Annotated in this window: 16 protein-coding genes and 1 tRNA gene; 12 read left to right on the top strand and 5 right to left on the bottom strand. The window is 48.2% G+C overall.

What is annotated here, in order from left to right; translation table 11 throughout:
• Positions 1 to 31: 31 nt before the first annotated feature.
• The 6 genes from ESM_RS0107215 to phoH all read left to right on the top strand — a co-directional run bounded on the left by ESM_RS0107215 (position 32) and on the right by phoH (position 6,756).
• A complete protein-coding gene (locus ESM_RS0107215) occupies positions 32 to 235 on the top strand; it encodes a hypothetical protein (RefSeq protein ID WP_000939659.1) in 204 nt (67 codons plus the stop codon).
• A gap of 160 nt (positions 236 to 395) precedes the next feature.
• On the top strand, positions 396 to 1,904 hold the full coding sequence (putP, locus tag ESM_RS0107220; RefSeq protein ID WP_001018482.1) for a sodium/proline symporter PutP: 1,509 nt from the start codon (positions 396 to 398) through the stop codon (positions 1,902 to 1,904).
• Positions 1,905 to 2,114: 210 nt separating this feature from the next.
• Positions 2,115 to 2,945: an iron uptake transporter permease EfeU gene (gene efeU / locus ESM_RS0107225; RefSeq protein ID WP_000497945.1), complete on the top strand. Its 831-nt coding sequence runs from the start codon at positions 2,115 to 2,117 to the stop codon at positions 2,943 to 2,945.
• A gap of 57 nt (positions 2,946 to 3,002) precedes the next feature.
• Positions 3,003 to 4,130 (top strand): iron uptake system protein EfeO, encoded by a 1,128-nt coding sequence (efeO, locus tag ESM_RS0107230; RefSeq protein ID WP_000210439.1) that lies wholly within the window; start codon positions 3,003 to 3,005, stop codon positions 4,128 to 4,130.
• A 5-nt stretch (positions 4,131 to 4,135) separates the two neighbouring features.
• Positions 4,136 to 5,407 carry an iron uptake transporter deferrochelatase/peroxidase subunit gene (efeB, locus tag ESM_RS0107235; RefSeq protein WP_001199627.1) on the top strand — a complete coding sequence of 424 codons (1,272 nt, stop codon included), beginning with the start codon at positions 4,136 to 4,138 and terminating at the stop codon, positions 5,405 to 5,407.
• 560 nt (positions 5,408 to 5,967) lie between these two features.
• On the top strand, positions 5,968 to 6,756 hold the full coding sequence (gene phoH / locus ESM_RS0107240; RefSeq protein WP_000533531.1) for a phosphate starvation-inducible protein PhoH: 789 nt from the start codon (positions 5,968 to 5,970) through the stop codon (positions 6,754 to 6,756).
• 277 nt (positions 6,757 to 7,033) lie between these two features.
• On the opposite strand, the gene ESM_RS0107245 is transcribed toward phoH, so the two are convergent.
• Positions 7,034 to 7,121, bottom strand: a tRNA-Ser gene (locus ESM_RS0107245).
• 232 nt (positions 7,122 to 7,353) lie between these two features.
• Here ESM_RS0107245 and ghrA point away from each other — a divergent pair.
• From ghrA to ESM_RS0107265, 4 genes are all read left to right on the top strand, one after another.
• Positions 7,354 to 8,292 carry a glyoxylate/hydroxypyruvate reductase GhrA gene (gene ghrA, locus ESM_RS0107250; RefSeq protein ID WP_000351274.1) on the top strand — a complete coding sequence of 313 codons (939 nt, stop codon included), beginning with the start codon at positions 7,354 to 7,356 and terminating at the stop codon, positions 8,290 to 8,292.
• 54 nt (positions 8,293 to 8,346) lie between these two features.
• Complete coding sequence (ycdX, locus tag ESM_RS0107255) at positions 8,347 to 9,084, top strand: zinc-binding phosphatase (RefSeq protein ID WP_000283676.1); 738 nt, start codon at positions 8,347 to 8,349, stop codon at positions 9,082 to 9,084.
• 23 nt (positions 9,085 to 9,107) lie between these two features.
• Positions 9,108 to 9,662 (top strand): molecular chaperone YcdY, encoded by a 555-nt coding sequence (ycdY, locus tag ESM_RS0107260; RefSeq protein ID WP_001001894.1) that lies wholly within the window; start codon positions 9,108 to 9,110, stop codon positions 9,660 to 9,662.
• A gap of 101 nt (positions 9,663 to 9,763) precedes the next feature.
• Entirely contained in the window at positions 9,764 to 10,255 is a 492-nt protein-coding gene (locus tag ESM_RS0107265) for a DUF1097 domain-containing protein (RefSeq protein WP_010377210.1), read from the top strand.
• 50 nt (positions 10,256 to 10,305) lie between these two features.
• Here ESM_RS0107265 and csgG read toward each other — a convergent pair whose 3' ends face one another.
• From csgG to csgD, 4 genes are read right to left on the bottom strand one after another with little or no spacing between them, the layout of a single operon-like run.
• On the bottom strand, positions 10,306 to 11,139 hold the full coding sequence (gene csgG, locus ESM_RS0107270) for a curli production assembly/transport protein CsgG (protein ID WP_001189334.1): 834 nt from the start codon (positions 11,137 to 11,139) through the stop codon (positions 10,306 to 10,308).
• A gap of 26 nt (positions 11,140 to 11,165) precedes the next feature.
• Positions 11,166 to 11,582 carry a curli production assembly/transport protein CsgF gene (csgF, locus tag ESM_RS0107275; protein ID WP_001264092.1) on the bottom strand — a complete coding sequence of 139 codons (417 nt, stop codon included), beginning with the start codon at positions 11,580 to 11,582 and terminating at the stop codon, positions 11,166 to 11,168.
• A 25-nt stretch (positions 11,583 to 11,607) separates the two neighbouring features.
• Complete coding sequence (csgE, locus tag ESM_RS0107280; protein ID WP_000833232.1) at positions 11,608 to 11,997, bottom strand: curli production assembly/transport protein CsgE; 390 nt, start codon at positions 11,995 to 11,997, stop codon at positions 11,608 to 11,610.
• A gap of 4 nt (positions 11,998 to 12,001) precedes the next feature.
• Positions 12,002 to 12,652 carry a biofilm master transcriptional regulator CsgD gene (csgD, locus tag ESM_RS0107285; protein WP_000481523.1) on the bottom strand — a complete coding sequence of 217 codons (651 nt, stop codon included), beginning with the start codon at positions 12,650 to 12,652 and terminating at the stop codon, positions 12,002 to 12,004.
• Between the two features lie 757 nt (positions 12,653 to 13,409).
• On the opposite strand from csgD, the gene csgB reads away from it, so the two are divergent.
• Positions 13,410 to 13,865 (top strand): curli minor subunit CsgB, encoded by a 456-nt coding sequence (gene csgB, locus ESM_RS0107290; protein WP_001516164.1) that lies wholly within the window; start codon positions 13,410 to 13,412, stop codon positions 13,863 to 13,865.
• A 40-nt stretch (positions 13,866 to 13,905) separates the two neighbouring features.
• Positions 13,906 to 14,367 carry a curli major subunit CsgA gene (csgA, locus tag ESM_RS0107295; RefSeq protein WP_000771420.1) on the top strand — a complete coding sequence of 154 codons (462 nt, stop codon included), beginning with the start codon at positions 13,906 to 13,908 and terminating at the stop codon, positions 14,365 to 14,367.
• The last annotated feature ends 20 nt before the right edge of the window (positions 14,368 to 14,387 follow it).

A 14,387-nucleotide genomic window follows, 5' to 3' on the forward strand; every position in this document is an offset into this window, starting at 1 on the left:
TGCAACTTAACGTTATCGTGAAATATCCATTATGTTGCAACTTTGTGCAACTGCGTTAAATGTGACCTGCGTAGCAAGCTTAAAAATGAATGAAATGTTAATAAAAGTAATCGTTATGACAGGAATTAAAAAAGTAACGCAGACTTTTTCTCTGCGGCAGTTAACATTTTTGAAAGGTGCAACCGCAAAAAATGTGAGGGAGTGCAACCTGATGGAAAATAGTATCGCTGGGTAATAAAAATTGATGTAAATGATGTGTTAAATCGATTGTGAATAACCAGCGCTTACGGCAGGATACGGTCGCCCTGGTAAACATAAACTCTGTTACCCCGTTCCGGTGGCAGATATAACGGCAAGTTTCGACATTGCCGATAATATTTTTTTGGAGACTTTAGATGGCTATTAGCACACCGATGTTGGTGACGTTTTGTGTCTATATCTTTGGCATGATATTGATTGGGTTTATCGCCTGGCGATCAACCAAAAACTTTGACGATTATATTTTGGGTGGCCGCAGTCTTGGCCCATTTGTAACGGCATTATCGGCGGGTGCGTCGGATATGAGCGGCTGGTTATTAATGGGGTTGCCGGGCGCGGTATTTCTTTCCGGGATTTCAGAAAGCTGGATCGCCATTGGCCTGACATTAGGCGCGTGGATCAACTGGAAACTGGTGGCCGGGCGGTTGCGTGTTCATACCGAATACAACAATAACGCCTTAACTCTGCCGGACTATTTCACCGGGCGCTTTGAAGATAAAAGCCGTATTTTGCGTATTATCTCCGCGCTGGTTATTTTACTGTTTTTCACTATTTATTGTGCTTCGGGCATTGTGGCTGGCGCACGTCTGTTTGAAAGCACCTTCGGCATGAGCTACGAAACGGCTCTGTGGGCAGGTGCGGCGGCGACCATCCTTTATACCTTTATTGGCGGTTTCCTCGCGGTGAGCTGGACCGATACCGTGCAGGCCAGCCTGATGATTTTTGCGCTGATCCTCACTCCGGTGATCGTGATTATCAGCGTCGGTGGTTTTGGTGACTCGCTGGAAGTGATCAAACAAAAGAGCATTGAAAACGTTGATATGCTCAAAGGCCTGAACTTTGTCGCCATTATCTCGCTGATGGGGTGGGGGCTGGGCTACTTCGGGCAGCCGCATATTCTGGCGCGTTTTATGGCAGCGGATTCCCACCATAGCATCGTCCATGCGCGTCGTATCAGCATGACCTGGATGATCCTCTGCCTGGCCGGAGCGGTGGCTGTCGGCTTCTTTGGTATTGCTTACTTTAATGATCATCCGGCGGTAGCGGGTGCGGTAAACCAGAATGCTGAACGCGTATTTATCGAACTGGCGCAAATTCTGTTTAATCCGTGGATTGCCGGAATTCTGTTGTCAGCGATTCTGGCAGCGGTGATGTCAACATTAAGCTGTCAGTTGCTGGTATGTTCCAGTGCGATTACCGAAGATCTGTACAAAGCGTTTCTGCGTAAACATGCCAGCCAGAAAGAACTGGTGTGGGTTGGGCGCGTGATGGTGCTGGTGGTGGCGCTGGTGGCCATTGCGTTGGCGGCAAACCCGGAAAACCGCGTGCTGGGTCTGGTGAGCTACGCGTGGGCAGGTTTTGGTGCGGCGTTTGGTCCGGTCGTGCTGTTCTCGGTAATGTGGTCACGCATGACGCGCAACGGTGCGCTGGCGGGGATGATTATTGGCGCGCTTACGGTTATCGTCTGGAAACAGTTCGGCTGGTTGGGGCTGTACGAAATTATTCCGGGCTTTATCTTCGGCAGCATTGGGATTGTGGTGTTCAGTTTGCTGGGTAAAGCACCGTCAGCGGCGATGCAAAAACGTTTTGCTGAAGCGGATGCGCATTATCATTCGGCGCCGCCGTCACGGTTGCAGGAAAGCTAAGGGAAGGCGTTTTACCGAAACATAACAGGCAGCAGGCAGAGGGCAATCAGTGATTGCCCTCTGTGTTTTCCTTCAAAGTATTTTTACATTTCATCATCATTATCACTACATTTCGCTTGTGTTTTCCTTCGCCGTAATGATAATCGCTATCACTGCGATTTACTTTTCTTTGCATAGATTGACTCAGAAAAACGTTTAAGGGTGGGTGGCATGTTTGTTCCGTTTCTCATTATGTTGCGCGAAGGACTTGAAGCCGCGCTGATTGTTAGTTTGATTGCCAGCTATCTTAAGCGTACCCAGCGGGGCCGATGGATTGGTGTGATGTGGATTGGCGTGTTGCTTGCCGCCGCGTTGTGCCTGGGACTGGGCATCTTCATTAATGAAACCACCGGCGAATTCCCACAAAAAGAACAAGAACTGTTTGAAGGTATCGTGGCGGTGATTGCCGTGGTGATCCTCACCTGGATGGTTTTCTGGATGCGCAAAGTGTCGCGCAACGTCAAAGTGCAACTGGAACAGGCGGTCGATAGCGCATTGCAGCGCGGAAACCATCACGGCTGGGCGCTGGTGATGATGGTCTTTTTTGCCGTTGCAAGGGAAGGGCTGGAGTCGGTCTTTTTCTTGCTGGCGGCATTTCAACAGGATGTCGGGATTTGGCCGCCGCTGGGCGCAATGCTTGGTCTCGCTACTGCCGTAGTGCTCGGTTTCTTGCTCTACTGGGGGGGGATTCGCCTGAATCTTGGCGCATTTTTCAAATGGACGAGCCTGTTTATTCTCTTCGTCGCCGCAGGGCTGGCCGCTGGTGCCATTCGCGCATTTCATGAAGCCGGACTGTGGAACCACTTCCAGGAAATCGCCTTCGATATGAGCGCGGTGCTCTCAACTCACTCTCTGTTCGGTACGCTGATGGAAGGTATTTTTGGTTATCAGGAAGCGCCCAGCGTCAGCGAAGTGGCCGTCTGGTTTATTTATCTCATCCCGGCGCTGGTGGCGTTTGCTCTGCCGCCACGTACCGGTACGACAGCGTCTCGCTCCGTGTAACGAATACGACGCAAACTCTTACTTAGTTACAACATACTTTAAAGGGATAGTCTCGTCATGACCACTAACTTCCGCCGTAGCGCACTGTACCTGAGCGTGGCTGCGCTTTTCTCCACCGCTTTTATGGCTAACGCTGCTGATGTTCCGCAGGTCAAAGTGACTGTGACGGATAAACAGTGCGAACCGATGACCATTACGGTCAACGCCGGTAAAACGCAGTTCATTATTCAGAATCACAGCCAGAAGGCACTGGAGTGGGAGATCCTCAAAGGTGTGATGGTGGTGGAAGAGCGGGAAAATATCGCCCCTGGTTTTAGCCAGAAAATGACGGCGAATTTACAGCCAGGTGAATACGATATGACCTGCGGTCTGCTGACTAACCCGAAAGGGAAGTTGATCGTCAAAGGCGAGGCGACGGCGGATGCGGCGCAAAGCGATGCGCTGTTAAGTCTTGGCGGTGCAATTACCGAATATAAAGCGTATGTCATGGCGGAAACCGCGCAACTGGTTACCGATACCAAAGCCTTTACCGACGCCATCAAAGCAGGTGATATCGAAAAAGCCAAAGCACTGTATGCCCCGACGCGCCAGCACTATGAGCGCATTGAACCAATCGCTGAACTGTTCTCTGATCTGGATGGCAGCATTGACGCGCGTGAGGATGATTACGAACAAAAAGCGGCTGACCCGAAATTCACCGGTTTCCACCGTCTGGAAAAAGCGCTGTTTGGCGACAACACCACCAAAGGGATGGATAAGTACGCTGACCAGCTTTATACCGATGTGGTCGATTTGCAAAAACGTATCAGTGAACTGGCTTTCCCGCCATCAAAAGTCGTTGGTGGCGCAGCCGGGCTGATCGAAGAAGTGGCAGCCAGCAAAATCAGTGGTGAAGAAGATCGCTACAGCCATACCGATCTGTGGGACTTCCAGGCAAATATTGAAGGCTCTCAGAAAATTGTCGATCTGCTGCGTCCACAATTACAAAAAGCTAATCCAGAACTGCTGGCGAAAGTTGACGCCAACTTCAAAAAAGTCGATACCATTCTGGCGAAATATCGAACTAAAGACGGTTTTGAAACCTACGATAAACTGACCGATGCCGACCGTAACGCGCTGAAAGGGCCGATTACTGCGCTGGCAGAAGATCTGGCGCAACTTCGCGGTGTGCTGGGACTGGATTAAGCGTTATGCAGTACAAAAATGAAAACGGCGTGAATGAACCGTCACGCCGACGTTTACTGAAAGGGATTGGCGCGCTGGCGCTGGCAGGGAGTTGCCCGGTCGCTCATGCGCAAAAAGTGCAAAGTGCGCCGGGTACGCTTTCGCCAGAAGCGCGCAATGAGAAACAACCTTTTTATGGTGAGCATCAGGCGGGCATTCTGACACCACAGCAAGCTGCAATGATGCTGGTGGCGTTTGATGTGCTGGCCAGCGATAAAGCCGATCTTGAGCGGCTGTTTCGTTTGCTGACTCAGCGGTTTGCTTTTCTGACTCAGGGCGGAGTGGCACCAGAAACGCCCAATCCTCGCTTGCCGCCACTCGATTCCGGCATTCTCGGCGGATACATTGCGCCTGATAATCTCACTATTACACTGTCTGTGGGGCATTCGTTGTTTGATGAGCGGTTTGGCCTTGCGTTGCAGATGCCGAAAAAGTTGCAGAAGATGACGCGTTTCCCTAACGACTCGCTGGATGCAGCATTGTGTCATGGTGATGTGCTGTTGCAGATTTGCGCTAACACCCAGGACACGGTGATCCATGCGCTGCGCGATATCATTAAACACACGCCAGATTTACTCAGCGTTCGCTGGAAACGGGAAGGGTTTATTTCCGATCATGCGGCGCGTAGCAAAGGCAAAGAGACGCCGATTAATTTGCTGGGCTTCAAAGATGGCACCGCCAATCCCGACAGCCAGAATACGAAACTGATGCAAAAAGTGGTGTGGGTAACGGCAGATCAGCAGGAGCCAGCCTGGACTATTGGTGGCAGCTACCAGGCCGTGCGTTTAATTCAGTTTCGGGTGGAGTTTTGGGACAGAACACCACTGAAAGAGCAGCAGACGATTTTTGGTCGAGATAAACAAACCGGTGCACCGCTGGGTATGCAGCATGAGCATGATGTACCGGATTACGCCAGTGACCCTGAAGGGAAGGTGATTGCGCTGGACAGCCATATCCGGCTGGCGAATCCCCGCACGCCAGAGAGTGAGTCCAGCCTGATGCTGCGTCGCGGCTACAGTTATTCGTTGGGTGTCACCAACTCCGGGCAACTTGATATGGGGCTTTTGTTTGTCTGCTACCAACACGATCTGGAAAAAGGCTTCCTGACAGTTCAAAAAAGGCTGAATGGTGAGGCTCTGGAGGAATATGTCAAACCCATCGGCGGGGGGTATTTTTTTGCGCTGCCGGGGGTGAAGGATGCGAACGATTACCTGGGAAGCGCGTTATTGCGGGTTTAATGTTTGTTTACGCCGCATCTGGTGTTCGTGCTCTGATGCCTGATGCGACGCTTGCGCGTCTTATCATGCCTACGGTTAGGGTACAGAGCACACTAATATCGACCCAAATTGCTCGTTTTTGTCATCACACTGTCATCTTTGCGATACAAGCTAATGTCATCAAAATGGTGGTTTATAGTTAAATATAAGTAAATATATTGTTGCAATGAATAAGAGATCTGTTGTACTTATTATGTAACAGCGGTAGTTCCCGGCAGTGATAGTCAGTCACTATGGAGATCGCGGATGGTAACGTCCTGTACTGGACATGTTTTTGACAATCAACGCTCGACCAAACGCGGAGACTTCTCCTCCGGTAGCAACTGCGTCACTCTACATTCTCATCCACTTCCTTTCTTTATTCGTGTTACCGACGCCTTTAACGGTGCGCGTAGCCGTTTTCGGTGTTATTTCCAAAAGCAAACTATGGCTTACAAGGAAGCCAACCCTCTGATGTTCGTGCGCATAATCGCGCTGCCAACGGCGCGTGTGATGAATACAAACAACTCAAGGTGCTCTCCATGGGAAGACAAAAAGCAGTGATCAAAGCTCGTCGCGAGGCAAAACGTGTGCTGAGACGGGATTCGCGTAGCCATAAACAGCGTGAAGAAGAATCGGTCACCTCGCTTGTGCAGATGAGCGGCGTAGAAGCCATTGGCATGGCTCGCGACAGTCGTGATACTTCGCCAATCGCCGCGCGAAATGAAGCGCAATTGCACTATCTGAAGGCTATTGAGAGTAAGCAGCTTATATTTGCCACTGGCGAAGCCGGGTGCGGCAAAACCTGGATCAGTGCTGCAAAAGCGGCAGAGGCTCTGATTCATAAGGATGTCGACAGGATTATCGTCACCCGTCCAGTATTGCAGGCCGATGAAGATCTTGGCTTCTTACCTGGAGATATTGCAGAAAAGTTTGCTCCTTATTTTCGCCCGGTCTATGACGTGCTTGTCCGGCGCCTGGGGGCTTCCTTTATGCAGTATTGCCTGCGACCGGAAATAGGGAAGGTGGAAATCGCGCCGTTCGCCTACATGCGTGGACGTACCTTTGAAAATGCAGTTGTCATTCTTGACGAGGCGCAGAATGTGACTGCCGCGCAAATGAAAATGTTTTTAACCCGCCTCGGGGAAAACGTGACGGTTATCGTCAACGGTGATATCACGCAATGCGATTTACCTCGCGGCGTGCGATCCGGATTAAGTGACGCTCTGGAACGTTTTGAAGAAGATGAGATGATCGGGATTGTCCGATTCGGCAAAGATGATTGCGTACGTTCGGCACTTTGCCAACGAACGCTACATGCTTACAGCTAAGTGTATTATTGGTTCAAAGCCCGGGCGAGCCGGGCTTTGAGATTGATGACAAACGTAAGATGCCTGATGCGCTACGCTTATCAGACCTACAAGATAATCACAATGTATTGAATTTGCGAGATTTTGTGGGGCGGATAAGACGTTCATGCCACATCCGGCATGAACAAAGCGCACAGTGTCAACAATCTGAGAACCCCGGTCGGGGCTTCTCATCCCCCCGGTGTATGCAATATGCGAAAAAAAAGCCCGTACTTTCGTACGAGCTCTTCTTAAAATATGGCGGTGAGGGGGGGATTCGAACCCCCGATACGTTGCCGTATACACACTTTCCAGGCGTGCTCCTTCAGCCACTCGGACACCTCACCAAATTGTTGTTCCTGTCTTGCTGGAACGGGCGCTAATTTAGGGAAATCATGGCCTGAGGTCAACAAACTTTTTAAAAAAATCGCGCGTTTATTCAAACTTCAATCAATATGCAGTTTTAATAAGCGAAATCTGCTTTTTTTGCCACCGACCGCTGATTTGTTATGCTGGTGGTCTTTGTAGATCATAACGATAAGTGCGAATAAATTTCGCTCAGATTTTTCGGGAGTCAGTATGGATATCATCTTTTATCACCCAACGTTTGATACCCAATGGTGGATTGATGCGCTGGGGAAATCGCTTCCACATGCAAGAGTCAGAGCATGGGAAACCGGCGATAATCATCCTGCGGATTATGCTTTGGTCTGGCATCCTCCGGTCGGGATGCTGGCAGGGCGTGACCTTAAGGCGGTGTTCGCGTTGGGTGCTGGTGTTGATTCGATTTTGAGTAAATTACAGACACACCCTGAAATGCTGAAACCGTCTATTCCGCTTTTTCGCCTGGAAGATACCGGTATGGGCGAGCAAATGCAGGAGTACGCAGTGAGCCAGGTGTTGCACTGGTTTCGGCGCTTTGATGATTATCGCGAGCAACAAAATGCTTCGCTTTGGCAACCACTGCCTGAATATCACCGGGAAGATTTTACTATCGGCATTCTGGGGGCTGGTGTATTGGGCAGTAAAGTCGCACAGAGTTTGCGAACCTGGCGCTTTCCATTGCGTTGTTGGAGTCGCACTCGTAAATCCTGGCCTGGTGTTCAAAGCTTTGCCGGAAGCGAAGAGTTGCACGCATTTCTGAGCCAATGCCGCGTATTGATTAATCTTCTACCGAATACCCCCGAAACGGCCGGCATTATTAATCAACAATTATTAGAAAAATTACCGGATGGCGCGTATCTCCTGAATCTGGCGCGTGGCGTTCATGTAGTAGAAGATGACCTGCTCGCGGCGCTGGATAGCGGTAAGGTTAAAGCGGCGATGCTGGATGTTTTTAATCGTGAACCCTTACCGTCGGAAAGTCGGCTCTGGCAACATCCACGTGTGACAATAACACCACATGTTGCAGCCATTACCCGACCTGCTGAAGCGGTGGAGTATATTGCACGCACCATTACGCAACTTGAACGAGGGGAGACTGCTAGCGGGCAGGTCGATCGCGCTCGAGGCTACTAATAAAGCTTCCGGATTCCTGCTATCCTTGGCGGTAATTGAATACAGGAGAGAGTTATGTATCCCGTCGACCTTCATATGCATACCGTTGCCAGTACGCATGCATATAGCACATTAAGTGATTACATTGCCCAGGCCAAACAGAAGGGCATTAAACTTTTTGCGATCACCGATCATGGCCCGGATATGGAAGATGCACCGCACCATTGGCACTTCATTAATATGCGTATCTGGCCGCGAGTGGTCGATGGGGTAGGGATCCTGCGTGGAATCGAAGCCAACATCAAAAACGTTGATGGTGAAATTGACTGCAGCGGCAAAATGTTTGAGTCGCTGGATTTGATCATTGCTGGTTTTCATGAACCAGTTTTTGCACCACATGATAAAGCCACTAACACGCAAGCGATGATCGCGACTATTGCCAGTGGTAATGTGCATATTATAAGCCATCCGGGGAACCCCAAATATTCCATAGATTTTAACGCTGTTGCCGAAGCAGCGGCTAAATATCAGGTGGCGCTGGAAATTAATAATTCCTCATTCTTACATTCGCGTAAGGGCAGTGAAGAAAACTGCCGTGCAGTGGCTGCGGCGGTGCGCGATGCCGGAGGCTGGGTCGCGTTAGGATCGGATTCTCACACCGCGTTTACCATGGGGGACTTTGCAGAGTGTCGTAAAATCCTCGACGCGGTTGATTTTCCGCAAGAGCGTATTCTGAATGTTTCACCGCGCCGCTTACTGAACTTCCTTGAATCTCGCGGTATGGCACCAATTGCAGAATTTGCTGATCTTTAATTGTTATTAACGGAAATAAATTAATGAACGAGTTTTCTATCCTGTGTCGTGTACTGGGTTCGCTCTATTACCGCCAACCGCAGGACCCTTTACTGGTTCCGCTGTTTACCTTGATTCGTGAAGGAAAACTGGCGGCGAACTGGCCGCTGGAACAGGATGAATTACTGGCGCGCTTGCAGAAAAGCTGTGATATGGCGCAAGTATCTGCCGATTACAATGCACTATTTGTCGGAGATGAATGCGCAGTTTCGCCTTATCGCAGCGCCTGGGTTGAGGATGCCACAGAAGCAGAAGTGCGTGCTTTTCTTTCCGAACGCGGGATGCCGTTAGCGGATACGCCAGCGGATCATATTGGTACTTTATTGCTGGCAGCTTCCTGGTTGGAAGATCAGTCAACAGAAGATGAAAGCGAAGCGCTGGAAACACTGTTCAGCGAGTATCTGTTGCCCTGGTGCGGCGCATTTCTCGGTAAAGTTGAGGCCCATGCGACCACGCCGTTCTGGCGTACCATGGCACCGCTGACCCGCGATGCCATTAGCGCAATGTGGGATGAACTTGAGGAACAGTTAGAAGAATAAATGTGACTCACGTCACTTATAACTGCAATCTATAATTTGCCGTTGCATAAAATGTGTGCTCGATCTCATTCAATTTCGCGTTTTCTGCTATTATGCGCGGCATGAACATACTTCTCTCTATTGCAATCACAACAGGCATTCTCTCCGGTATCTGGGGATGGGTGGCTGTTTCTCTTGGCTTACTTAGCTGGGCGGGTTTCCTGGGCTGCACGGCCTACTTTGCCTGTCCACAGGGTGGTTTGAAAGGACTGGCAATCTCCGCTGCAACGTTGCTGAGTGGCATGGTGTGGGCGATGGTTATTATTCACGGTAGTGCGCTGGCACCACATCTGGAAATTCTCGGTTATGTCATAACGGGGATTGTGGCTTTTCTGATGTGTATTCAGGCTAAACATCTGTTGTTGTCGTTTGTCCCTGGTACATTTATCGGCGCATGTGCGACGTTTGCCGGGCAGGGGAACTGGAAGCTGGTTTTACCCTCTCTGGCGCTTGGGTTGGTGTTTGGCTACGCGATGAAAAACAGCGGTCTTTGGCTGGCAGCGCGCGGTGCTAAGTCCGCTCAGCGAGAGCAACAAGTCAAAAATAAAGCGTGAGGAGCACTCACGCTTTAGATTGAATAGTAAAGAGCCAGCTTTTTTATGTATCAGGATTCCGGCGGTACTGATAAGTGGCGGTATTTCACCAGAATGTCATTCTGCCGTTCTGCTTTATTCTGCAAATCCCACAGGCCACGGTCGATACCGTCGTTAATCAGGAAGATAACGCCTGTTTCGATGGCTGACATCAGGCACAGCATAACCGGCTCGTTAGAGGTATAACCCACTTCCCCTTCCAGTAACCGTTGGTAGTCAATAAAGCGGAAGACACCCGCCTGGACTTCATAGGAAAGGATTGTCTTACTGGTGTTCACCGAAGAAAGGATCTCACCGGTACTCACATTGACGACGCGCAGGTTCACGGCGATCTGATCAAGTTGGTATTGCGTGTCTGCACCAATACCAAAGTATCTCGCCCCAACACCGCCCGATTTGACGTTGCTTTCATAACCAATAATTGAGCCTTCAACCATGATATTGGCTGCGGTCAGCGATTGAAGCGGGATTCGGTTGTTTACCGCTACAGTACCGTTTTCCTGTGCTGCACGAATAATCTTGCGTTCGTTGAGCAGGTTTTGTAGGCCCTGACGCTCCAGCGGTATAAACCAGCGAGAATCTTTCAATGCCGTGACCAGCATCGCGGTGGCGCTTTGCGGAACAGCAGTGGAGAAGTTACTCGCCGGGTAGGCTTTAAATTGCCCGGTTTCGTCCTGAATGTTGTATACCGAAACAAAGATCTTACCCGTTGGTGCAGGTAAATGGGTCAAATCTTTATAGCTCTGGGCTCGAGGCATTAATGTTGGCTTGGCGGCTTCTTTTGGTGGGGCGGTTAAGCATCCGCTCAGCAACATGACGGCAACCAAAACAAATAAGCGCTGCATGATTAATTTCCTTATGAAGCTGGGGCTTAAAAATCGGTTGAGTTATTTTGTAAACCCGACACTTCAATAGTCGAAGTTTGTCCGGTTTTACGATCTGTCACGTTCAACTGCAATTGACCATCGCGGTTGGCAATATCGATAATATATTCGTTAGTCACCATTCGGCCCGGTTTGCCAGTGTTAATATTCGACAGCAGGCCACCTAAAATTTGTGACTGAATAGCCTGGGTGAAGTTATCCAGCGCCGATGGTGTTTCAATACCAAAGTCATCGTTATAGCTGGGATCTTTATATGAGTTCTGTGCCTGGGCGCTATTTAATAAAAAAGCGCCGTTATTTGGGTTGCCACCAAAGTTTGGGTTGCGGAACTGAAAGGTCATAGTTCCAGCCCAACTTAATGGAGAAATAAGCATGAGTAGAACTACTGCATGTTTGACACGCATTGCAGCCTCCTGACAAATTTTTTATTTAGAATTCATCATGCGCCAAATCGCCCGTACCCAATAACGCCTGATTTATCTGGCGACGATTTAGTGCTTCTTCAGTTTGTATCAGTGCAAAGACGACAGTTTTCTCGAAGTCTCTTTTCAACGGGAATAAAAATGTCTGGAAAATAACGTCCTGATTCACCGTTATTGTGATCCAGCTTCCCCATCGTGCACTGGGTCTTTCATTAATCGTTAAATTACCGGTGTAGTCACTTTCCCATTTATCACTAAAGGCACGGTAAAAATCGTGCCCAATAGATGAAACTGTATGGTCAGTTAACAATCCCGGTACTTCTACCTCAACGGCGTGAACATTGCCCGCAGCGAAGAGAAGTTCTGCTGCTACAATCCAGCATAAATAACGTTTCATGGCTTTATCGCCTGAGGTTATCGTTTGCCCATGAGACCGCTTGTGTTCGGTTTTTTACAGCTATCTTCTTGAAAAGATTATAAAGATGCGTTTTAACCGTATTTTCGCTGATGAACAGCGAACGAGCAATCTCGTTATTGGAGGCGCCGATACGCAGCTTATTAAGGATCTCTTTTTCCCTATGAGTAAGGAGGGCAGATTCCGTGCTGTTATAACGATAGTTACCGGAGTGTGTAATCAGGTAACTGGCAAGCTTTTGCGTAAAGTAGCATTCACCACGTAAGACGCCTTGCAACCCATTGACTACGCGTTCTTGATCCTCCATGGCGTAAAAAACACCATTGATATGTGGCCAGTTTTCAATGTCGCGGTACGGATAATCATCTGGGGTATTTAACAACATTGTTTTAATGTTGTTGTGTTTTCTGCTTAATGTATCCTGCCAGTAATGAATGAGCTTTTTATCTGCTTCCATCATATCCAACAGAATAATGCAGCCAGAAGATATATCGTCCAGAGAACGTTGAATATTATGCAGTTTTCCTGTGATTGCCAGCGATTGTTTTAAATGCTGCAATAACGCTGTCGCCTGCAAGGAAGGTTTAGTGATCAACAGTAAAGTATGACCATGAACACTATGGACTTCATTAAACATGATGAAACCCCGCTTTTTTTTATTAATCGCACACCTGACAGCTACCTCTAAAAATAGAGGCACCAGAAGTACTGACAGATGTTGCACTGCTGTGTGTAGTAATAAATCAACCCTAAATGGGTAAAATATAAAACTAATGGATTACATCTGATTTCAATCTAGCTATTACAAATCTTAAAGCAAGTGTTAAACGTGTAACAAAATGTAATCTGGCATTTAAAAATGTTAACGCTGCGGGGTGATTAAGTTTAGAAATGATAGAAAAGTTGTACATATAGCTTTTATTGCACAATTTTAAAAAGTCATACAAATAACGCTAAGTCCATAATTATGCATATAAAATTTATTCCCACATAGTCCTTTTGTTGCGCGGAAATTTCTTAATTTTTCGGAGGTTCTCCCTGGACAAATTTTTGCTGCAAAAAGACGATGTTTGTCACGGCTTGTTGAACAGACATATCGACGTAATCTTCTCGACTTGTGCAGAGAGGCCGTCCGTTGAATTTTTGCGGTCAAAAAATAGCAATTTAAAAGTAAACAAAATATTTTTTACGTAAATAACAGCGTATTTACGCGAGTTTTAATACTTTGGTATGAACAAAAAAAGAAAAATACAACGCGTGGGTGAGTTATTAAAAATATTTCTACAGACATACTTTCCATCGTAACGCAGCGTTAACAAAAAGCGGTTTGCGTTAACAACCAAGTTGAAGTGATTTAAATTTCTTTAATGTACGACCAGGTCCAGGGTGACAACATGAAAAACAGATTGTTATTTATGATGTTAACAGTACTGGGTGCGCCTGGGATTGCAGCCGCGGCAGGTTATGATTTGGCTAATTCAGAATATAACTTTGCGGTAAATGAATTGAGTAAGTCTTCATTTAATCAGGCAGCCATAATTGGTCAAACTGGCGCTAATAATAGCGCGCAGTTACGGCAGGGAGGCTCTAAACTTTTGTCGGTTATTTCGCAAGAAGGTAATAGTAACCGAGCCAGGATTGACCAGAAAGGAGATTATAACCTTGCGTATATTGACCAGACGGGCAATGCCAACGATGCCAGTATATCGCAAGGCGCATATGGTAATACTGCAATGATTATCCAGAAAGGTTCTGGTAATAAAGCAAATATTACTCAGTATGGTACTCAAAAAACGGCAATTGTAGTGCAGAGACAGTCGCAAATGGCTATTCGCGTGACACAACGTTAATTTCCATACGACTTTTAAATCAATCCGATGGGGGTTTTACATGAAACTTTTAAAAGTAGCAGCAATTGCAGCAATCGTATTCTCTGGTAGTGCTCTGGCAGGTGCTATTCCTCAGTACGGCGGCGGTGGCGGCGGCAACCACGGTGGTGGCGGCAATAACAGCGGCCCGAATTCAGAGCTGAATATTTACCAGTACGGCGGCGGTAACTCTGCTGTTGCATTGCAGGCTGATGCCCGCAACTCCGATCTGACTATTACCCAGCATGGCGGCGGTAACGGCGCTGATGTTGGACAAGGTTCTGATGACAGCTCAATCGATCTGACTCAGCGTGGTTTCGGTAACAGCGCTACTCTCGATCAGTGGAATGGTAAAGATTCTACTATGACCGTTAAACAGTTCGGTGGTGGTAACGGTGCTGCTGTTGACCAGACTGCATCTAACTCCAGCGTCAACGTAACTCAGGTTGGCTTTGGTAACAACGCGACCGCTCATCAGTACTAATACAGAATTTGTATGACAGA

It is taken from the genome of Escherichia sp. TW09308 (genome assembly GCF_000208565.1).
Lineage (GTDB): Bacteria > Pseudomonadota > Gammaproteobacteria > Enterobacterales > Enterobacteriaceae > Escherichia > Escherichia marmotae.